Raw genomic sequence first — 18,973 nt, forward strand, 5'->3', positions numbered from 1 at the left:
TCACCGCAAGGCCCTAGCTGCGAGACCCCTCGGCGTGGGCGAGGGCGCTGGGGGTCCGGCAGCCGACGATCGCCGGGGCCTCCTGGACGAGCGTGTCGTCGGTGAGCGCTTCGACCATGAACAGCGCGAAGTCCACCCGCCGCGTCAGGTTGCTGGCCAGTACGGGGTCGCCCACACGCCGGCTCCACACGGGCAGGCCCTGGCTTTCGCCCTCCTCCAGGGAGCTGCCGCGCACCACGGTCCACGCGGTGTCGCTGGCGAACACCCGTCGGCACGCTTCGACCTGGTCGTCGAGTTCGACGGCGCGGACGAGCTTGCCCAGCACGGCGGCGATCCGGACGCCCAGGACGAACAGCCGTGAGTACCTGTCCTTGCCGTCGCGTGTGATGTGCCAGCCGCAGGAGAAGACCAGGCGCGCGCCCGGCCGTGCGTGGTCGAGCACCGCCTGTGCCGTGCCCGACGCGTACTGCCGCACACCCCACGGCACCAGCACCGTCAGCACCCCGTCGCACCCGGCGACCGCCCGCCGGATCACGTCCGGGTCGTCGGTCGGCCCTGGGACGACGGTCATCCGGCCTTCGAACGCGGCCAGCTTCGGCACGCTGCGCTCCCGGCACACCCCGACCACCTCGTAGCCGCGCTCCAGCGCGTGCCCGACCATGTACTGCCCGAGCTTCCCCGAGGCCCCGATGATGCAGACCTTCTTCACGCGATCCGTGGCCATGGCGCGGCCCCTTTCACCGGGATGCCTACCTTATGTTGTAAGGCAAGCTAGCCTTATGCTGTAAGGCGGTCAAGGGGAGCGCACGAGGTAAGACAGAAGGAGGGCCCTGGATGCGCGAGGGAAACAAGGGCCGGCGGACGGCGTCGGCGCGCACTCCGCTCAGCCGCGAGCGCGTGATCCGCACGGCGGTGGCGGTGGCGGACGAGAAGGGGGCGGCCGCGCTCACCATGCGGGCCATCGCCGAACCACTGGGCGTCGAGGCGATGTCGCTCTACCACCACGTCGCGGGCCGGGAAGACATCCTCGACGGCATGGTGGACGCGGTGTTCGGCGAGATCGACCTACCGCCGCGCGACACGGACTGGAAGAGTGCCCTGCGCCACCGCGCGGACTCCGCTCGTGCCGTGCTGCGGCGCCACCCCTGGGCCGTCGGCCTCATGGACTCCCGTTCCCGGCCCGGCCCGGCGACCCTGCGCCATCACGACGCCGTCATCGGAACGCTGCGCGCCGGAGGATTCTCCGTCCCCATGGCCGCGCACGCCGTCTCGCTGATCGACAGCTACCTGTACGGGTTCGTGCTCCAGGAGGTGAGCCTGCCGTTCAAAGGCGCGGCGGAGCTGGACGAGGTAGCGGGCGCCATCCTGCGCGACATGCCCGCCGACACCTATCCCCACCTCACCGAACTGGCCACCGAGCACGTCCTCAAGCCCGGCTACGACTACGCCGACGAGTTCGCCTTCGGCCTCGCCCTCATCCTCGACGCCCTCCACCCGGACGAGACCCCGAGCGCATGACCAGTACGCGGATGGGCCAGGACCGCTAGGCGGACCGCTCGGCCGCCGCCACCAGCTCCCGGCAGCGCTTGACGTCCTCGGCCATCTGCTCCAGCAGGGCGTCCAGCGTGTCGAACCTGGCCTGCCCCCGCACGAACGCCAGGAAGTCGACGGCGACATGGAGGCCGTACAGGTCGAGGCCCACCCGGTCGATGGCATACGCCTCCACCGTGCGCTCGGTGCCGTCGAACTGCGGGTTCGTGCCGACGGAGATCGCGGCCGGCATCGCCTCGCCCTGGGCGTGCAGCCAGCCGGCGTAGACACCGTCGGCGGGGATGGCGGTGTGCGGCAGGGTCTCGACGTTGGCGGTCGGGAAGCCCAGTTCGCGGCCGCGCTGGGCGCCCCGGACGACCACGCCCTCCACGCGGTGCGGGCGGCCCAGGATCTCGGCGGCGCCCTGGACGTCGCCCTCGGCGACCAGACGCCGGGTCAGCGTCGAGGAGAACGGCTCGCCGCCGCCCGCCTCGCCGGTCACGTACAGGTCGACGACCTCGACCTCGAAGTCGTAGGTCTTGCCCTGGGTGGCCAGGAACTCCACGTTGCCGGCGGCCTTGTGGCCGAAGCGGAAGTTGGGGCCCTCGACGACGGCCTTGGCGTGCAGCTTGTCGACGAGCACCTTGACGACGAAGTCGGCCGGGGACAGCTTCGAGAACTCGGTCGTGAAGGGCAGGATGAGCACCGCGTCCACGCCCAGGTCGGCCATGAGTTCGGCACGGCGGTGGTGCGGGGCGAGCAGCGGCGGGTGGCTGCCGGGGCGGACGACCTCGCTGGGGTGCGGGTCGAAGGTGACGACGACGGCGGGCACGCCCAGCTCGCGGGCGCGGTTCACGGCGTGCCGGATGATCAGCTGGTGTCCGCGGTGGACTCCGTCGTAGGAGCCGATGGTGACGACGCTGCGCCCCCAGTCCTGGGGGATGTCCTCCAAGCCACGCCAGCGCTGCACTGTGCCTGCTCCTTGTCGAAAGCTCGTCGAACCCGTGTCCGTGGTTGTCCTGGTTGCCTCGTGCGCAGGTCTAAGGGTGCCATGCCGGGCGCCTGCGGCCCGCATCGGCATGGGGGCTGTGACGGGGTGCACGACGCTGCGTCCCCTCCGGTGTGCGCGGGAGGCTCCTCAGACGGGGACGCCGACGCCCGCCAGGTTCTCGATCGTCCGGTGGGAGCTGGGCCCGACCAGCGCCGCCCACTCCTCGGGCGCGGCGGCCAGCCAGCGCGCCACGCGGGCGGCGAAGCCGGGCACGTGCCGGCCGAGGTCGACCAGGGCGCGGTCGAAGCGGCCGGCGCCCTCCGGGGTGCGCACGAGGAGCAGTCCGATGCGGCGGACGAGGTCGCGCAGGTCGTCGCCGCCGTTCCGGGCGGCGGCGTGCAGCAGCGCGTCGAGGACGTCGGTGTCGTGCTCACGGGCCAGGAGCACGTCGCGCAGCTCGCGGCGCAGCGGGCGGGAGGCGGGGATGCCGGGCGGGGTGAGGACCGCGGCGAGTGCGCACCGCAGGCGGACCGGGCCGCCCTCCAGCAGGCCGGTGACCAGCGGCAGGAGCACGGCCCGGGCGGCGGGGCCCCGGTCGAGCCGCTGGTCCACGTACGCGGCCACGTGCCCGGCGAGTTCCGGCCGCCGCTGTGCGGCCAGCCCCACCAGCGCGGCGACCCGCCGGGCCAGGCCGGGCGGGGTGGCGTCGGCGAGCGCGCGCAGCGCGTCCTCCGCGTCCGGCCGCTCCAGCCGCACCGCGAAGGCGTTGAGGACCGGCTCGGGGTGGGCCGGGAGGGCGGCGGCCGGCGCGTCCGGCGGGAGGTTCGGATCGCCCGCTGCGAAGTGCTCCAGCGCCCGCGGGAGATACCGGTCCCGGGTGCGCGGATCCTGGACGAGGAGTGCGAGTGCTCCGCCGTGCAGGGCGGAGTCGGCGGGGCGGGCGAGGAGGGTGAGGGCCGCGTAACGCAGGAGGGCGCGGTCGCCTCCGGCGCTCACGTGCGGCGCGACGCGCAGGCCGTGCGCCATCGCGGCACTCCGGCGCGCCGGGCGCTCGTCGCGCGCCCACCGGTCGACGGCCCGGCACACCGCCGAGGCCTCCTCCTCCGCCAGCACGGCGAGCAGTTCGTCGGCCCTCCGGTGGGCCCGGTCGACGAGCACGTCCGCCAAGTCGTCCAGGGCGCTGTGCCGGTGGGTGTGCAGCAGCGCCTGCGCGGCCGTGGCCACGGTCGCGTGCGGGGTGGCGGGCAGCGGCTGCTCGTCGTCGAACCAGCGGGCCAGCAGCGGCTGTACGGCGGCGGGGTCGGCGGCCAGCAGGTGCGCGACGGTGTCCAGGAACCGGGGACCGGCCTCGCACGGCGGGCCGTCGGCGTGCACCAGCCGCCTCAGCAGCGCGAAGCGCTCGTCCTCCGGCAGCCGTACGCCGGCCCAGAAAGCGGGCCCGACCTCGTCCGGCACGGGCCTCCCCTGCCGCCGCCAGGCCACGATCCGGTCGGCGAGCAGCCGCAGCACCTCCGCGTAGGGCGTCGCGTCGGGCACGGCCGACAGGGTCCCGGCGAGCAGCCGGGCCGCCCACCAGGACCGCGGACCCGCGTCCAGGGCGTGCACCAGGTCCGCCAGCCGGGAGGCCAGCCGGCCGGTGCCGTGCTGGCGGGCGAGGAACAGCAGGGCCTGCACGACGGGCCCGATGCGGTGGTGCGGGACGGGGGCGGGCTGCGGCCGGTGGTGGACGAGGACGTGCAGGGCCTCGTCGAGGTCCAGGTGCATGCCCTGGAGCCAGTCGGCGAGCTCCTCGTGGGCGAAGCGGTAGCCGGCTCCGGCGGGTACGAGCAGGCCCTCGGCGAGGACGGCCGACGCCCAGCCGGTGCCGCTGCCGAGCCGCGCCGGGGCGGGCCCCCACGGGAAGACCGTCTCGAAAGTCTCCCGGTCCAGATCCCCCGTCCCCGGTCCGAGGCTGCGCCGGGCGGCCTCGTGCACCTGCCCGGCGACCTTGGCGGCCAGCCGGCGCACGGCCGTGCCGCTCAGACCGTTCCCGGCGGCCAGCCTTCGGGCGATGCGCAGGGACATCAGGTCCAGGTAGGCCGCGAAGACGTCGTCGCGGTCGACGGTGACGCCGGGGCCGCTGGGGCTGGTGGGTGCGCCGGCGCTTTCCGGGCCGTCGAAGGGCCCGAGGGCGTCCCTGACCTCGCCGAGCAGTCGCAGGGTGAGGGGGTGCCGCGCGGCGCTGTCGACGAGGGCACTCTCCGGAATGCCGTGGCGCAGGCGGGCCTGGCGGGCCTCGTCCTCGGTGAGATCGCCGAGGCGCACACACGCGGGCCCGTCCGCGGCACCGGCCGGCCGGTGCAGGACCTCCGCCGGGAACCCCGCCTCCTCCCAGTACTCCGGCCGGCAGGCCACGACCAGCCGCACACCCGTCTCCCGCAGCCACCGCACCGTCCCGTCCGTCCAGTCGGCCAGACGACGGGCCGGCGCCGGGGGCATCTCCTCCGGGCCGTCGAGGAGCAGCAGCAGGGGCCGGCCGAGGGCACCAGCGAGCCGGGCGAGGCGCTCGGGGGTGGTGTCGCCCAGGCCGGCCGGCAGGAGACCCGGCCGGGACGCGGCCACGGCAGCGGCGGCCCGGGCCAGCGCCCGGCGCGCCTCGTCGGCCACCGAGGCGTCGTCGTCCCGCAGTTGGCAGCCGCGCAGCCACAGCGTGGGATGCCCGCCGCGGGCGCGGCGCGCGGCGAGCGCGGCGAGTTCCGTCGTACGACCGCTGCCGGGCGCCCCGACGAGGCCGAGCACGGCCGCCGGTCCTGCCGCGAACGCGCTGAACTCGGCCGCCACGGCGGCCCGTTCGACCGGCTCCGGGAGACCCGTGCCGCCGGGCGGGCCCTCCAGGCCCACCGCCGTGCCGGTCAGCTCCAGCACTCCGGCCAGATTGAGGTCGGCGCCGTATGCGGGGACCGTCGCCGCGTTCTCGGCGAGCAGCTCGGCGAGCGGGCCCGCCATGCCGGGGACCCGGGGATGCAGTGGTACGGCGAATCCGACGTCACTGTGGTCGGAGCTGAGTGCGGTGCCGAGGACAGCGACGACGGCGCCGGTCGCGGCGTCGAGCACCGGACCGCCGGCCGCTCCCCCGCCCCGTCGCAGCGCGTCCCGCCCTGCCGTGCCGACCGCCAGCTCCAGCGCGCCGTCGAGGCGGTGGAGGCGGTCGGCGGCCGTGTACGTCACGGCGGTCGAACCCAGCACCCTGGCCTCCCGCCAGCCGCCGGCGGCGATCCGCACATAGGCGCCGGTCCCGGCCCCGCCCCGCACGGTCACGGGAAGCGGCGGCACACCGAGGCCCTCGGTCCGTACGAGGGCCAGGTCGAACGCGGGCAGCGGGGTCACCGCGTCGGCGGACACGACCCGGCGGCGGTCCCCGGCCCCGTACAGGACGAACCGGGGCAGGCCGTCGATCGCCTCATGGCTGGTGACGAGCGTGCCGTGGTGGTCGGCCAGGAAGCCGGCGCCCCGGGGACGGCCGGCCAGGTCCTGGATCCGGACGAGGGCCGGGCCGGATGCCCCGCCGCCCGCTCCCTGGGTCGTCTGCTCCGCTGTTCCGGGGCGGTCCTGGGATCCTGGTGCGCTGTCCTGTTTCTCCCCGGACCGGTTCCGCGACGTCATCGTCGAGCCTCCCCGCCGTACACCCGTGCCCTTGCGTTCGACGGTAGGGGCGAGATGATCAGCGGGACAGATCGCTCGGCGAAAGCGCCCCCTTCCGCTCCCCCGATTCACTCCGAGCGCCTGCACGGACGGGTGAACGAAGCGGGGCGGCTGGATACACCCTAGGGGTGGGGGAACCGAGGGGGGACCGTGGAGCGGCGGCAGTGGAGGTACCCCGTGGCCGCCGCTCCACGGACGGTCCCCGCGTGCTGTCAGCCGAAGACGGCCAGGCTCTTGGCCTTGCCCCGCTGCTCCTCGACGAGGGCGAGGAAGCGGCCCTCCGGATCGAAGACGGCGACGGGTCCCGAGCCGGCGTACTCCTCGGGCATGTCCAGCCGCACGCCGTTGGTGAGCAGCCTGGCGCGCCGGGCGTCGACGTCCCAGCGCCGGAAGGCGGCAGCGGCGGCCTCGGCGACCGGCATCACGGTCAGCTCCTGCTGGAGCTGGTCGAGCGTGCGGGCCGTATCCAGCTTGTAGGGGCCGACGCGGGTGCGGCGCAGGGCGGTGAGATGCCCGCCGACGCCGAGGTCGGCGCCCAGGTCGCGGGCCAGGGCCCGGATGTACGTGCCGGAGGAGCAGACGACCGAGACGACCAGGTCGAGTACGGCCGTACCGTCTTCGGCGACGGCTTCCCGGACGTCGTACACGCCGAAGGAGGAGACCGTGACGGGCCGGGCCGGGATGTCGAACTCCTCGCCCTCCCTGGCCCGCTTGTAGGAGCGCACGCCGTTGATCTTGATGGCGCTGACCTTGGACGGCACCTGCATGATGTCGCCGGTCAGCTTGGCGACGCCGGCGTCGATGGCCTCGCGGGTGACCTCGGAGGCGTCCGTGGCGGAGGTGATGTCCCCCTCGGCGTCGTCGGTGAGGGTGTTCTGCCCGAGCCGGATCGTGCCCAGGTACTCCTTCTCGGTCAGCGCGAGGTGGCCGAGGAGCTTGGTGGCCTTCTCGACGCCGAGGACGAGGACGCCCGTCGCCATCGGGTCGAGGGTGCCGGCGTGCCCGACGCGTCGTGTCCTGGCGATGCCGCGCATCTTGGCCACGACGTCGTGCGAAGTGAAGCCCGACGGCTTGTCGACGATGACGAGGCCGTCGGGCGTGGTGTGCTTCTGGGTCATTCGGCGGTGTCGTCCGTCTCGTCGTCCTCGTCCGGCTTGCGGTACGGGTCGGCGTCGCCGGCGTACTTCGCGCCCGCGGACGCCTCGCGCACCTTCTCGTCGGACTGCCGCGCCTTGTCGAGGAGGTCCTCGATGTTCCGGGCGGTGTCCGGGAGGGCGTCCATGACGAAGGTCAGGGTCGGCGTGAACTTCACACCGGCGGCCCGGCCGACCTCGGAGCGCAGGATGCCCTTGGCGCTCTCCAGTCCGGCCGCGGCCGCGTTGCGCTCCTCGTCGTCCCCGTACACGGTGTAGAAGACGGTCGCCTCCCGCAGATCACCCGTGACCCGCGTGTCCGTGATGGTGACGTGCGAGCCGAGCCGCGGGTCCTTGATCCCGCGTTGCAGCTTCTGGGCCACCACTTCCCGGATGAGGTCCGCCAGCCTCTTGGCCCGCGCGTTGTCGGCCACTGGTCCGTCTCCCGTTCTTTCCTGTCTGGGTCGTTCTCGGTTCGTCAGTCGTCTTCGCCGTGGAAGCGCCGCCTGACGGACAGCAGCTCCACCTCGGGGCGTGCGGCGACCAGCCGTTCGCACCGGTCGAGTATGTCGCTGAGGTGCCCCGCGTCGCCGGACACCAGCGCGAGGCCGATGACGGCCCTGCGGTGGAGGTCCATGTGATCCACCTCGGCCGCGCTCACCGCGTACTTGCGCTGGAGCTCGGCGACGATGGGGCGGACGACGGAGCGCTTCTCCTTCAGCGACCGTACGTCGCCGAGGAGCAGGTCGAAGGACAGCGTCCCCACGTACATGTGTGTCCGGATGACCCGCCGGTACGGGATCGATGGCCCTGCGGTCGGGGCAGGGACATCAAGAACGGTACCGCGTCCCGTCCGGTGGCTCGACGGGGTTTTCCGTTGCCCACCCGCTGCCCGACACGGTCGGGCAGGATGTGGAGACAAACGGCCAGCCGGCCGACGGGGCGAGGCCCCGTCGGCCGGTCTGGGAACCGTGGGTCACACCCGCGGCTTCTCGCGCATCTCGTACGTCGCGATGACGTCGTCGACCTTGATGTCGTTGAAGTTGCCGAGGTTGATACCGCCCTCGAACCCTTCGCGGATCTCGGTGACGTCGTCCTTGAAGCGACGCAGGCCCTCGATGTTGAGGTTCTCCGCGACCACCTTGCCGTCGCGGATGAGGCGGGCCTTGGTGTTCCTCTTGACCTCGCCGGAGCGGATGAGAACACCCGCGATGTTGCCCAGCTTGGACGACTTGAAGACCTCGCGGATCTCCGCCGTACCGAGCTCGACCTCTTCGTACTCCGGCTTGAGCATGCCCTTGAGGGCCGCCTCGATCTCCTCGATCGCCTGGTAGATGACCGAGTAGTACCGGACGTCCACGCCCTCGCGCTCGGCCATCTGCTGTGCACGCCCGGCGGCGCGCACGTTGAAGCCGATCACGATGGCGTCCGAGCCCATGGCCAGGTCGATGTCGGACTCCGTGACCGCACCGACGCCGCGGTGCAGGACCCGGATGTCGACCTCTTCGCCGACGTCCAGCTGGAGCAGGGAGGACTCGAGTGCCTCGACGGAACCGGAAGCGTCACCCTTGATGATCAGGTTCAGCTGCTGGACCTCGCCGGCCTTCAGCACCTTGTCCAGGTCCTCGAGCGACACACGGCGCGTGCGCTTCGCGAAGGCCGCGTTGCGCTCGCGCGCCGCACGCTTCTCCGCGATCTGACGGGCCGTACGGTCCTCGTCGACGACGAGGAAGTTGTCGCCCGCGCCCGGGACGTTGGTCAGGCCCAGGACCTGAACCGGCGTCGACGGGCCGGCCTCGGTGACGAGGTTGCCGTTGTCGTCGTGCATCGCCCGGACTCGGCCGTACGCGTCGCCGACCACCATGGTGTCGCCGACCCGCAGCGTGCCGCGCTGGACGAGGACCGTCGACACGGCACCACGGCCGCGGTCGAGACGGGACTCGATCGCGATGCCCTGCGCGTCCTGGTTCGGGTTGGCCCGCAGGTCGAGCGAGGCGTCGGCCGTGAGGACCACGGCCTCCAGCAGGGAGTCGATGTGCAGACCCTGCTTGGCGGAGATGTCGACGAACATCGTGTCGCCGCCGTACTCCTCGGCCACCAGGCCGTACTCGGTCAGCTGACCGCGCACCTTGGTCGGGTCCGCGCCCTCGACGTCGATCTTGTTGACCGCGACGACGATCGGGACGTCGGCCGCCTTGGCGTGGTTGAGCGCCTCGACCGTCTGCGGCATGACGCCGTCGTTGGCCGCGACGACCAGGATCGCGATGTCCGTCGACCGCGCACCACGGGCACGCATGGCGGTGAACGCCTCGTGACCCGGGGTGTCGATGAAGGTGATCTTGCGCTCTTCGTCGTTGACCTCGGTCGCGACCTGGTAGGCACCGATGTGCTGGGTGATGCCGCCGGCCTCGCCCGCGATGACGTTCGTCTTGCGGATGGCGTCGAGGAGCCGGGTCTTACCGTGGTCGACGTGACCCATGACGGTGACGACCGGCGGGCGGACCATCAGGTCCTCCTCGTCGCCCTCGTCCTCGCCGAACTCGATGTCGAAGGACTCCAGGAGCTCGCGGTCCTCCTCCTCGGGGCTGACGATCTGAACCGTGTAGTTCATCTCGTCGGCGAGGAGCTGGAGCGTCTCGTCGGAGACCGACTGCGTGGCCGTGACCATCTCGCCGAGGTTCATCATGACCGCGACGAGCGACGCCGGGTTGGCGTTGATCTTCTCCGCGAAGTCGGTGAGCGAGGCACCGCGCGACAGGCGAACGGTCTCGCCGTTGCCGCGAGGCAGCATCACACCGCCGACCGACGGGGCCTGCATGGCCTCGTACTCCTGACGGCGCTGCCGCTTCGACTTGCGGCCACGACGCGCGGGACCGCCGGGACGGCCGAAGGCGCCCTGCGTGCCACCACGGCCACCGGGACCGCCGGGACGACCGCCGAAGCCGGGACGGCCACCGCCGCCACCGAAGCCGCCGCCACCGCCGGGACGACCGGCGAAACCGCCGCCGCCACCGGGACGACCGGCGCCGCCACCGCCACCGGGACGACCGGCGAAGCCGCCGCCACCGGGACGACCGCCACCGCCGGGCCGGCCGGCTCCGGCCGGTCCACGGCCGCCACCGGGGCCGCCGCCGGGACGCGGGCCGGCAGCGGGACGCTGCGGCATCATGCCGGGGTTCGGGCGCGGACCGGCGGAACCGCCGCCGGGACGCGGGCCGCCGCCCTGCGGACGCGGCATCGAGCCCGGGGACGGGCGGTTGCCGCCCGGAGCCTGCGGACGCGGACCGCCGCCCTGGGCGCCGGGCGCCTGGGGACGGGGACCGCCACCGGGGCCGCCGGGGCCGGGACGGGAGCCCTGCGGACGGGGCGCCTGCGGGCGCGCCATGCCGGTGGAGCCACCCGAGGTGAAGGGGTTGTTACCCGGACGCGGACCGGCCGGACGGGAACCCTGACGCGGCGCCGGAGCGCCGGGACGCGGACCCTGACCGCCGGGACGCTGGCCCTGGCCGCCCTGGCCCTGGCCGGGACCGCCGGAGGGGCGACCGCCGGGCTTGGGGGCGCCGGGACGCGCGCCGGGCTTCGGGCCGGCCGGAGTGGACGGAGCCGCGGGCGGCGCCGTGAACTCGGGCGCGGCCGGGGCCGGACGCGGCGCGGGCTTGGGGCCCGGCGTCGGACGCGGGCCCGGGGACGGCGCCGGGGACGAGGGGGCCGACGGCTGCTGGGCAGCCGCGGGCTTGGGCGCGGCCGGCGGCTTCGGGGCAGCCGGACGGGCCGACTGCGCCGGAGAGGGCGCGGCCGGACGGGGGGCGGCCTTCTTGGGGGCCGCGGGCTTCGCGGCGGACTTGCCGTTGCCGCCGCCCTGCTGGAATGCGTCGGTCAGCTTGCGTACAACAGGCGCTTCGATCGTCGAAGACGCCGAACGGACGAATTCACCGAGCTCCTGGAGCTTGGCCATGACGACCTTGCTCTCGACACCGAACTCCTTGGCGAGTTCGTAGACCCGGACCTTAGCCACTTCGCTCCTTTGAGGTCCGGGTGAAGCCGGACCGTCGCTAGTTCATGGGCGTACTCATCGCGTACTCATCGAGTGCTCATCGCAATCTCGACCTGCTTTCGACTCGCGAGGTACCTAGACCGCACGGGGTTCCGTGCGGCACGTTCTTACCGTGTTGCCTGATCGGCAACTGTTGTCTGCTCGACGTATTGGCGCAACGCCTTTGTGTCGAGCGCTCCCGGGGCGCGCAGTGCCCTCGTGAACGCCCGGCGGCGGACCGCCTGGTCGAGACAGACCGGTGTGGGATGCACATACGCACCCCGGCCGGGCAGCGTACCGCGTGGATCAGGGACGCATGCGCCCTCGATCAACACGATCCGCAAAAGATCGGCCTTGGCCACTCGCTCCCGACACCCCACACAGGTGCGTTCAGGGCATGCGCGGGTGCGCGTCCGGCCAGACACCGTTAAGTCTACCTCCCCGTAGGCGCCTCACCCCTTTGGGGCAGGATTCGAACAGTTGCCGCGCCCGAACCTGTCGTGATCTGAACGACCCGCGGCTTGGATCTATTCCCCGGTCCGGTCCGCGGCGGGTTCCGTGTCCGGCCGGATGTCGATCCGCCAGCCGGTCAGCCGGGCCGCGAGGCGGGCGTTCTGCCCTTCCTTGCCGATGGCCAGGGACAGCTGGTAGTCGGGCACGGTCACGCGGGCCGACCGGGTCGCCATGTCCACGATCTCCACCTTGGAGACACGGGCCGGGGACAGCGCGTTCGCCACCATCTCGGCCGGGTCATCCGACCAGTCGACGATGTCGATCTTCTCGCCGTTCAGCTCGCCCATCACGTTGCGCACCCGGCCGCCCATGGGGCCGATGCAGGCGCCCTTGGCGTTCAGGCCGGAGCGGGTGGACCGTACGGCGATCTTCGTGCGGTGACCGGCCTCGCGGGCGATCGCGGAGATCTCCACGGACCCGTCGGCGATCTCCGGCACCTCCAGCGCGAAGAGCTTCTTCACCAGATTGGGGTGCGTCCGGGACAGCGTCACGGACGGGCCGCGGACGCCCTTGGCCACCCGGACGACGTAACTGCGCAGCCGCATGCCGTGCGGGTAGGTCTCACCCGGCACCTGCTCCTGCACCGGCAGGATGGCCTCCAGCTTGCCGATGTCCACGAGCACGTTCTTCGGGTCGCGGCCCTGCTGGACCACGCCGGTGACGATGTCGCCCTCGCGGCCGGCGTACTCGCCGAGCGTCGCGTCGTCCTCGGCGTCGCGCAGGCGCTGCAGGATGACCTGCTTGGCCGTGGTGGCGGCGATACGGCCGAAGCCGGACGGGGTGTCGTCGAACTCGCGGGGCTCCTGGCCCTCCTCGAGGTCGTCGGGGTCCTCCTTCGCCCACACGGTCACATGGCCGGTCTCCCGGTTGAGCTCCACGCGCGCGTGGCGGCGGCTTCCCTCGGTGCGGTGGTAGGCGATGAGGAGGGCCGACTCGATCGCCTCGACCAGCAGGGGGAAGGAGATCTCCTTCTCCCGAACCAAGCCCCGCAGGGCACTCATGTCGATGTCCACGGCTACGCCTCCTCTTCCTTCTTGTTGTCCTTGCGGCTGAACTCGACCTGAACACGCGCCCGGACGATGTCGTCGAAGGCGAGTCTGCGCGCGGTGGCCTTGCGGCCCTTCACCCCGGGCACCTCGGTGTCGATTCCCTCGTCGTCGACCTTGAGGATCCTGGCGACCAGCTCGCCGCCCTCGGCCAGCTGGAACTTCACCAGCCGGTCGGTGGCGCGGACGTAGTGCCGGTGTTCCGTGAGGAGGCGCTCCGCGCCCGGGGTGCCGACCTCGAGGGTGTACTCCCCCTCGCCCATCGCGTCCGTCTCGTCGAGCTTCGCCGAGAGCGCGCGGCTCACATCGGCGATCTGGTCCAGGTCGGCGCCCGTGTCCGAGTCGACGACGACGCGCAGCACACGCTTGCGCCCGACGGAGTCCACTTCGATCTCTTCGAGGTCCAGACCCTGGGATGCGACGAGCGGTTCCAGCAGTCCTCGCAGCCTCTCGCTCTGGGTGGTGCTCATCCGGGTGACTCCTCGGCCGCGTGTGCTGTTGTGGGATGGGTCGCGTGTCTGGTCAAAGGGTATCCGGTCGCGGGGTGTGTTGCCGTCCACCCGGTGACGAACGGTGCCGCTGAGTGGTCTCGGGCGGGGGCCCGGGTACCGTGATCACGGGTCTTCAGCCCTAGGGCCCTTCTGATGGATCTCCGCAGGAGAAGGAGCGGCGTTCGGTGCGTGCGATCGGCGTGCGGTGCGGAGGGTCATGTGGCGGAGCCACCTGGCCCTGCGCACCGTGCGGCGAGCGTGCGTGCCGGGCGTCGCGACGCTGCGGAGATCCATCAGAAGGGCCCTGAGAGCCGCTTCTTTCTCGTACGAGCCCCCCGAGGACGTCTGACGTGCCGTTCCCCTCATCTCCGCGCGCCCGCTCGGGGCCGCGCAGAAGGACTCTGTTCGCCGTCGGCCCGGCGGCCCTCGCTCTGGCGGGCTGCACCGCCGGGGGCGAGGGTCCGGGTGCCTCCGAGAACGGCCCGTCGGCGGCCGTGCGCCGGGCACGCGCGCGTGCGGCGCGGGACAGCGAGGGGCTGGTGGAGCGGTACGACGCCGTGATCGCCGCCCATCCGGGGCTCGCGGGGCGGCTGGGGCCGCTGAGGGCGGAGGCCGTACGGCATGCGCAGGCCTTCGGAGGGGGCCCGGGCCGGAAGACGTCCCCTTCTCCCTCCTCCCCGTCCGCTTCCCCCTCGGCCACCGCCGTGCCGGGCGACGACAAGGACGCACTCGCCTCGCTCGCCGCCGCGGAGCGGGAGCTCGCCGACCGCCGGGCCAAGGCGCTGCTCGACGTTCCGGGCGAGCTGGCGCGGCTGCTGGCCTCGGTGGCGGCGGCCGGGGCGGCGCACGTGTATCTGCTGACGGAGGGTGGCGCGTGAGCGAGGCGAAGGACCGGGAGCTGCGGGCCCTCCAGGCGGCGCTGGCGGCCGAGCACGCGGCGGTGTACGGGTACGGCGTGGTCGGCGGGCGGATCGGCGACGGTCGGCGCGCCGAGGCACGGACGGCGTACGACGCGCACCGGGCCCGCCGGGACGCGCTGGTGCGCGAGGTGAAGGACCTGGGGGGCAGGCCCGGGGCGGCGGCCGCCGGGTACGCGCTGCCGTTCCCGGTGCCGGACGCGGCGGCGGCCGTGCGGCTCGCCGCCGAGCTGGAGGACCGGGTGGCCGGGGTGTACTCGGACCTGGTGCGCGCGGCGGGCGGCGCGCGGCGGGCCCTGGCCGCCGAGGCACTGCGGGAGGCGGCGGTGCGGGCGGTGCGCTGGCGCGGCGAGAGCGTAGCCTTCCCTGGGCTCGCCGAGCGGGCCGGCACGGCCCCGCCCCTGGCGGCGCCGACGGCGTGACCCGCGCAGGGCACGCACCGCGGACAGCACGAAGGGAACGACTCGCGCATGGTTTTCGAACCGCCGAAGCGTCTGGTCAGGGCGCTCGGTGAGACGGCACCGGACGGTGACGACTGGCTGGAGAAGCTGCCCGAGGCGGCGCAGCAGGCCGTCGCGCTACGCGAGTTGACCGTGGAGCGGGTGCAGGTGCCCGGGGGGCGCAGCAGCCTGGTCGTGCTGGTGCGGACGGCCGACGGGACGCCCGCCGTGCTGAAGCTGGCGCCGGGCCGGGCCCGCCCGGAGGCGGAGCGGGCCGCGCTCACGCACTGGGGCGGGCGGGGCGCCGTGCAGCTGCTCGAACCCTGGAGGACCGAGGGCGTGCTGCTGCTGGAGCGGCTGCACCCGGACGTGTCGGTGCGGTCACTGCCGGAAGCGAAGGCACTGCTGGAGGCCGCCGGGACACTGCGACGGCTGTGGGTGGAGCCGCCGGCCGGCTTCCCCTTCGAGACGGTGGCCGAGCGGACCGGGCGGCAGGCCGAGGCGATGCGGGCACGTGCCCGGGTCGATGCCGACGTGGCGCCGCTGGTCGACGTGGCGCTCGCGGCGCGCGAGGAGTTGCTGGCCGCGCCGCCCGAACACCGGCTGCTGCACGGCACGTTCCGGCAGAGCAAGGTGCTCGCCGGGGAGCGGATGCCGTGGCTGGCCGTGGGGCCCGATCCGGTGGTGGGCGAGTGCGCGTTCGATCTCGCCCGGCTGGTCCGTGACCGGGTGGAGGACCTGATCGCCCAGCCGTCCGGTGCGGCGACGACCCGGAGACGGGTGAAGCGGCTGGCCGAGTCGCTGGACGTGGACCAGGAGCGGCTGCGCGGCTGGACGCTGTTCCGGGCCGTGGAGTCGGGTGTACGGGCGGGGCGGGTCGGACGCCCGCGGGACGCGGAGTTGCTGCTGGAGTTCGCGGGCTGGCTGTGAGCGCTCCGTAAGGCCCGGAGCGCTCACAGGGCCAGGGCCCTCAGGCGGTGAGCCGGGCGACGGCCTCCTCGACCGTCAGCTCCTCGCGCTCACCGGTGCGGCGGTCCTTCAGTTCCACCACGCCGTCGGCCGCGCGCCGCCCGGCCACGAGGATCTGCGGTACGCCGATCAGCTCGGAGTCGGTGAACTTGACGCCCGGGGAGACGCCGGCGCGGTCGTCGACCAGGACGCGGACACCGGCGGCGGCCAGCTTCTGGGAGATGTCGAGGGCCAGTTCGGTCTGGAGGGCCTTGCCGGCGGCGACCACGTGGACGTCGGCCGGGGCGATCTCCTCGGGCCAGCACAGGCCCTTGTCGTCGGCGCTCTGCTCGGCGATGGCGGCGACCGCGCGGGAGACGCCGATGCCGTAGGACCCCATGGTGACGCGGACCGGCTTGCCGTTCTGGCCGAGGACGTCGAGCTTGAGGGCGTCGGTGTACTTGCGGCCCAGCTGGAAGATGTGGCCGATCTCGATGGCCCGGTCGAGGACGAGGCCCGTGCCGCACTTCGGGCAGGGGTCGCCCTCCTGTACGACCACGACGTCGACGTAACGGTCGACCTCGAAGTCGCGGCCCGCGACGACGTTCTTGGTGTGCGTGCCGGCCTTGTTGGCGCCGGTGATCCACGACGTGCCGGGGGCGACCCGCGGGTCGGCGATGTACGTGACCTTGTCCAGGCCCTGCGGTCCGACATAGCCGCGGACCAGGTCCGGGCGGGCCGCGAAGTCCGTCTCGGTGACCAGTTCGACGACGGCCGGGGCGAAGTGCGCCTCGACCTTGTCCATGTCGACCTCGCGGTCGCCGGGGACACCGACGGCGACGATCTCGCCGTCGACCTTGACGAGGAGGTTCTTCAGCGTGGCCGAGGCCGGGACGCCGAGGGAGGCGGCGAGGGTCTCGATGGTCGGAGTGTCGGGAGTCGGGATGTCCTCGGCGGCCGGGACGTCCGTGGCGTCGACGGGCTTCAGCTCGTACGTGATCGCCTCGGTGTTGGCGGCGAAGTCGCAGTTCGGGCAGTCGGCGAAGGTGTCCTCGCCCGCCTCGGCGGGGGCGAGGAACTCCTCGGACTTGGAGCCGCCCATCGCGCCGGCGGTGGCGGCGCAGATGCGGTAGTCGAGGCCGAGGCGCGCGAAGATCCTCTGGTAGGCCTCGCGGTGCAGGGCGTAGGACCGGGCGAGGCCCTCGTCCTCGGTGTCGAAGGAGTAGGAGTCCTTCATCAGGAACTCGCGGCCGCGCAGGATGCCGGCGCGCGGCCGGGCCTCGTCGCGGTACTTGTTCTGGATCTGGTAGAGGATCACCGGCAGGTCCTTGTAGGAGGACGCCTGGTCCTTCACCAGAAGGGTGAAGATCTCCTCGTGGGTGGGGCCGAGGAGGTAGTCGCCGCCCTTGCGGTCCTGCAGGCGGAACAGCTCGGGGCCGTACTCCTCCCAGCGGCCGGTGGCCTCGTAGGGCTCGCGCGGCAGGATGGCGGGGAGCAGGACCTCCTGGGCGCCGATGGCGTCCATCTCCTCACGGACGATGCGCTCCACGTTGGCCAGGACCCGCTTGCCGAGCGGCAGCCAGCTCCAGATTCCGGCGGCGGTGCGGCGCACGTAGCCGGCGCGGACGAGGAGCTTGTGGCTGAGGACCTCGGCGTCCGCCGGGTCGTCGCGCAACGTCTTCGCCATCAACTGGGACATGCGCTGGACCGGTACGTTCGCCATGGATCTGCTCCTGCTGATGGGGGTCCCCCCGCTCGAGCGAAGCCGAGAGTGGGGGAGGGTGATGGCAGGAGGTTATCCGGGGGGTGCCGGGCGGCGGAAATCGGTTAACGGCGCAGGAGCGGAAGCGGAGCGCCCATCACCGCGTACGGCTTGGGGGCGCTCGGGAAGAGGACCTGGCGGGCCAGGTCCCGGTAGCCGAGGGAGCGGTAGAGCGCGCGGGCGGGGCTCTCGGTGTCGATCGCGGAGAGGATCGAGCGGGGTTCGGCCGCGCCGTCGGTGATCGTGGTGATCAGGGAGCGTCCGATGCCCCGGTTCTGGTGGGCGGGGTGGACGTGCAGTTCGGTGATCACGAAGGCGTCGTCGAGCCAGTGGTCGTGGTGGTTCGCCCTGAGGTACGGCTCCACGACGGTGGACCACCAGTGGGCGCGGTCGTTGGGCATGCCGTAGACGAAGCCGACGAGGTTGCCGCCGACTGTCGCGCCGAGGGCGCGGGCGCCCGGGTAGGTCATGTGGCGCAGGACGATCTGGCGGCGGACTGCGACTTCGTCGGGGCCCAGTCCGAATGCCACGGCTTGGACTTCCAGGGCCTCGTCGACGTGGCCGGAGAGGTCGAGGGGGCCGATCACCAGGTCCATGGCGGGGAGCCTACAGGGGGCTTTCCGTTGTCAGAACAGCACGCTCATGAAGGCGCCGACCTCTTGGAAGCCCACCCTCTGGTACGTCCTGCGCGCTGCCGTGTTGAAGTCGTTGACGTACAGGCTCGCCACCGGGGCGACGTCGGCCAGGGCATAGCGCAGGACCGCTGCCATGCCCGGGGCCGCCAGGCCGGTGCCCCGGTACTCGGGGGCGACCCAGACGCCCTGGATCTGGCAGGCGCGGTCGGTCGCGGCGCCGATCTCGGCCTTGAAGACGACCTTGCCGTCCGCGTCGAAGCGGGCGAAGGCGCGGCCGGATCCGACGAGTTCGGCGACGCGGGCCTGGTAGAGGAGGCCGCCGTCGCCGGCCAGCGGGGAGACGCCGACCTCCTCGGTGAACATCGCGACGCACGCCGGCATGATCTTCTCCATCTCGTCCTTGCGGACGCGACGGACATAGGGGTCCGGGGCGATCCCGTCCGGCAGGCGGTCGGTGACCATGAGCGGCTGGTGGCGGCGGACGTCGCGGGCCGGGCCCCACTGGGGTTCCAGCAGCCGCCACAGGTCGGCGGTGGAACCGGCCGGTCCGACGATGGAGGAGCAGCGGCGGCCGGCCCGGCGGGCGCGGTCGGCGAAGGCGCGGACGGCACGCGGAGTGGCGCAGATCGGGACGAGGTTGGCGCCCGCGTAGCACAGGGACGTCAGCATGCCGTCCTCGTACCAGCCCCACATCTCTCCGCCGAGCCGCCACGGGTCGAGGCCGGCGATCTGCACCCGGGACGTCACGAAGGCGTTCGCGACCGGCTCGCGGTCGAGTATGGCGAGCGCGGCGTCCAGGTCGCTCGGTTCGAGGACCCGGGAGGTGGTCTGCGTCAACACGTGCGGGGCCTCA

17 protein-coding genes are annotated in these 18,973 nt (G+C 73.0%); 4 read left to right on the top strand and 13 right to left on the bottom strand.

The features are described from left to right. Positions 1 to 13 precede the first annotated feature (13 nt). A complete protein-coding gene (locus ACH4G3_RS38460) occupies positions 14 to 724 on the bottom strand; it encodes an NAD(P)-dependent oxidoreductase (RefSeq protein WP_397628838.1) in 711 nt (236 codons plus the stop codon). A gap of 110 nt (positions 725 to 834) precedes the next feature. On the opposite strand from ACH4G3_RS38460, the gene ACH4G3_RS38465 reads away from it, so the two are divergent. After that, positions 835 to 1,518: a TetR/AcrR family transcriptional regulator gene (locus ACH4G3_RS38465; RefSeq protein ID WP_397628839.1), complete on the top strand. Its 684-nt coding sequence runs from the start codon at positions 835 to 837 to the stop codon at positions 1,516 to 1,518. A gap of 25 nt (positions 1,519 to 1,543) precedes the next feature. Here ACH4G3_RS38465 and ACH4G3_RS38470 read toward each other — a convergent pair whose 3' ends face one another. The 9 genes from ACH4G3_RS38470 to rimP all read right to left on the bottom strand — a co-directional run bounded on the left by ACH4G3_RS38470 (position 1,544) and on the right by rimP (position 13,397). Beyond that, entirely contained in the window at positions 1,544 to 2,500 is a 957-nt protein-coding gene (locus tag ACH4G3_RS38470; RefSeq protein WP_397628840.1) for a bifunctional riboflavin kinase/FAD synthetase, read from the bottom strand. A gap of 168 nt (positions 2,501 to 2,668) precedes the next feature. Next, positions 2,669 to 6,163, bottom strand: coding sequence for a serine protease (locus tag ACH4G3_RS38475; RefSeq protein WP_397628841.1), 3,495 nt, complete (start codon positions 6,161 to 6,163; stop codon positions 2,669 to 2,671). 251 nt (positions 6,164 to 6,414) lie between these two features. Continuing rightward, entirely contained in the window at positions 6,415 to 7,320 is a 906-nt protein-coding gene (truB, locus tag ACH4G3_RS38480; RefSeq protein WP_397628842.1) for a tRNA pseudouridine(55) synthase TruB, read from the bottom strand. Then, the gene (gene rbfA / locus ACH4G3_RS38485; RefSeq protein ID WP_274820165.1) at positions 7,317 to 7,769 is read right to left on the bottom strand and encodes a 30S ribosome-binding factor RbfA; all 453 of its coding nucleotides are present in this window, start codon (positions 7,767 to 7,769) and stop codon (positions 7,317 to 7,319) included. Before rbfA ends, truB begins: the two co-directional genes overlap by 4 nt. A gap of 44 nt (positions 7,770 to 7,813) precedes the next feature. Beyond that, entirely contained in the window at positions 7,814 to 8,107 is a 294-nt protein-coding gene (locus ACH4G3_RS38490; protein WP_020269630.1) for a DUF503 domain-containing protein, read from the bottom strand. Positions 8,108 to 8,311: 204 nt separating this feature from the next. Continuing rightward, the gene (gene infB / locus ACH4G3_RS38495) at positions 8,312 to 11,350 is read right to left on the bottom strand and encodes a translation initiation factor IF-2 (RefSeq protein WP_397628843.1); all 3,039 of its coding nucleotides are present in this window, start codon (positions 11,348 to 11,350) and stop codon (positions 8,312 to 8,314) included. A 146-nt stretch (positions 11,351 to 11,496) separates the two neighbouring features. Continuing rightward, on the bottom strand, positions 11,497 to 11,793 hold the full coding sequence (locus ACH4G3_RS38500; RefSeq protein ID WP_082319713.1) for a YlxR family protein: 297 nt from the start codon (positions 11,791 to 11,793) through the stop codon (positions 11,497 to 11,499). A gap of 102 nt (positions 11,794 to 11,895) precedes the next feature. Then, positions 11,896 to 12,894, bottom strand: a complete 999-nt coding sequence (gene nusA / locus ACH4G3_RS38505) for a transcription termination factor NusA (RefSeq protein ID WP_397628844.1) — start codon at positions 12,892 to 12,894, stop codon at positions 11,896 to 11,898. Positions 12,895 to 12,896: 2 nt separating this feature from the next. Further along, entirely contained in the window at positions 12,897 to 13,397 is a 501-nt protein-coding gene (rimP, locus tag ACH4G3_RS38510; protein ID WP_397620141.1) for a ribosome maturation factor RimP, read from the bottom strand. A 371-nt stretch (positions 13,398 to 13,768) separates the two neighbouring features. Here rimP and ACH4G3_RS38515 point away from each other — a divergent pair, with 371 nt between their 5' ends. Genes ACH4G3_RS38515 through ACH4G3_RS38525 form a run of 3 tightly spaced genes read left to right on the top strand, consistent with a single transcriptional unit; the run spans position 13,769 to position 15,705 of the window. Beyond that, positions 13,769 to 14,296 carry a hypothetical protein gene (locus ACH4G3_RS38515; protein ID WP_397628845.1) on the top strand — a complete coding sequence of 176 codons (528 nt, stop codon included), beginning with the start codon at positions 13,769 to 13,771 and terminating at the stop codon, positions 14,294 to 14,296. Continuing rightward, complete coding sequence (locus ACH4G3_RS38520) at positions 14,293 to 14,757, top strand: ferritin-like domain-containing protein (protein WP_397620143.1); 465 nt, start codon at positions 14,293 to 14,295, stop codon at positions 14,755 to 14,757. Before ACH4G3_RS38515 ends, ACH4G3_RS38520 begins: the two co-directional genes overlap by 4 nt. 48 nt (positions 14,758 to 14,805) lie before the next feature. After that, positions 14,806 to 15,705 (top strand): aminoglycoside phosphotransferase family protein, encoded by a 900-nt coding sequence (locus ACH4G3_RS38525; RefSeq protein ID WP_397628846.1) that lies wholly within the window; start codon positions 14,806 to 14,808, stop codon positions 15,703 to 15,705. Between the two features lie 40 nt (positions 15,706 to 15,745). Here ACH4G3_RS38525 and ACH4G3_RS38530 read toward each other — a convergent pair whose 3' ends face one another. The 3 genes from ACH4G3_RS38530 to ACH4G3_RS38540 all read right to left on the bottom strand — a co-directional run bounded on the left by ACH4G3_RS38530 (position 15,746) and on the right by ACH4G3_RS38540 (position 18,960). Continuing rightward, positions 15,746 to 17,446 (bottom strand): proline--tRNA ligase, encoded by a 1,701-nt coding sequence (locus ACH4G3_RS38530; RefSeq protein ID WP_397628847.1) that lies wholly within the window; start codon positions 17,444 to 17,446, stop codon positions 15,746 to 15,748. A 104-nt stretch (positions 17,447 to 17,550) separates the two neighbouring features. Next, positions 17,551 to 18,081: a GNAT family N-acetyltransferase gene (locus ACH4G3_RS38535; protein ID WP_020269639.1), complete on the bottom strand. Its 531-nt coding sequence runs from the start codon at positions 18,079 to 18,081 to the stop codon at positions 17,551 to 17,553. Between the two features lie 30 nt (positions 18,082 to 18,111). Continuing rightward, a complete protein-coding gene (locus ACH4G3_RS38540; protein ID WP_243379218.1) occupies positions 18,112 to 18,960 on the bottom strand; it encodes a GNAT family N-acetyltransferase in 849 nt (282 codons plus the stop codon). Between the last annotated feature and the right edge of the window lie 13 nt (positions 18,961 to 18,973).

Origin of the sequence: Streptomyces afghaniensis, from assembly GCF_044327915.1 — a bacterium.
GTDB lineage: Bacteria > Actinomycetota > Actinomycetes > Streptomycetales > Streptomycetaceae > Streptomyces > Streptomyces afghaniensis.

Excerpts from the sequence above, each read along its gene's own strand:
- ACH4G3_RS38460 (WP_397628838.1), bottom strand. The coding sequence starts at position 724 with ATGGCCACGGATCGCGTGAAGAAGGTCTGCATCATCGGGGCCTCGGGG.
- ACH4G3_RS38465 (WP_397628839.1), top strand. The coding sequence starts at position 835 with ATGCGCGAGGGAAACAAGGGCCGGCGGACGGCGTCGGCGCGCACTCCG.
- ACH4G3_RS38475 (WP_397628841.1), bottom strand. The coding sequence starts at position 6,163 with ATGACGTCGCGGAACCGGTCCGGGGAGAAACAGGACAGCGCACCAGGA.
- truB (WP_397628842.1), bottom strand. The coding sequence starts at position 7,320 with ATGACCCAGAAGCACACCACGCCCGACGGCCTCGTCATCGTCGACAAG.
- ACH4G3_RS38490 (WP_020269630.1), bottom strand. The coding sequence starts at position 8,107 with ATGTACGTGGGGACGCTGTCCTTCGACCTGCTCCTCGGCGACGTACGG.
- rimP (WP_397620141.1), bottom strand. The coding sequence starts at position 13,397 with ATGAGCACCACCCAGAGCGAGAGGCTGCGAGGACTGCTGGAACCGCTC.
- ACH4G3_RS38525 (WP_397628846.1), top strand. The coding sequence starts at position 14,806 with ATGGTTTTCGAACCGCCGAAGCGTCTGGTCAGGGCGCTCGGTGAGACG.
- ACH4G3_RS38530 (WP_397628847.1), bottom strand. The coding sequence starts at position 17,446 with ATGGCGAACGTACCGGTCCAGCGCATGTCCCAGTTGATGGCGAAGACG.
- ACH4G3_RS38535 (WP_020269639.1), bottom strand. The coding sequence starts at position 18,081 with ATGGACCTGGTGATCGGCCCCCTCGACCTCTCCGGCCACGTCGACGAG.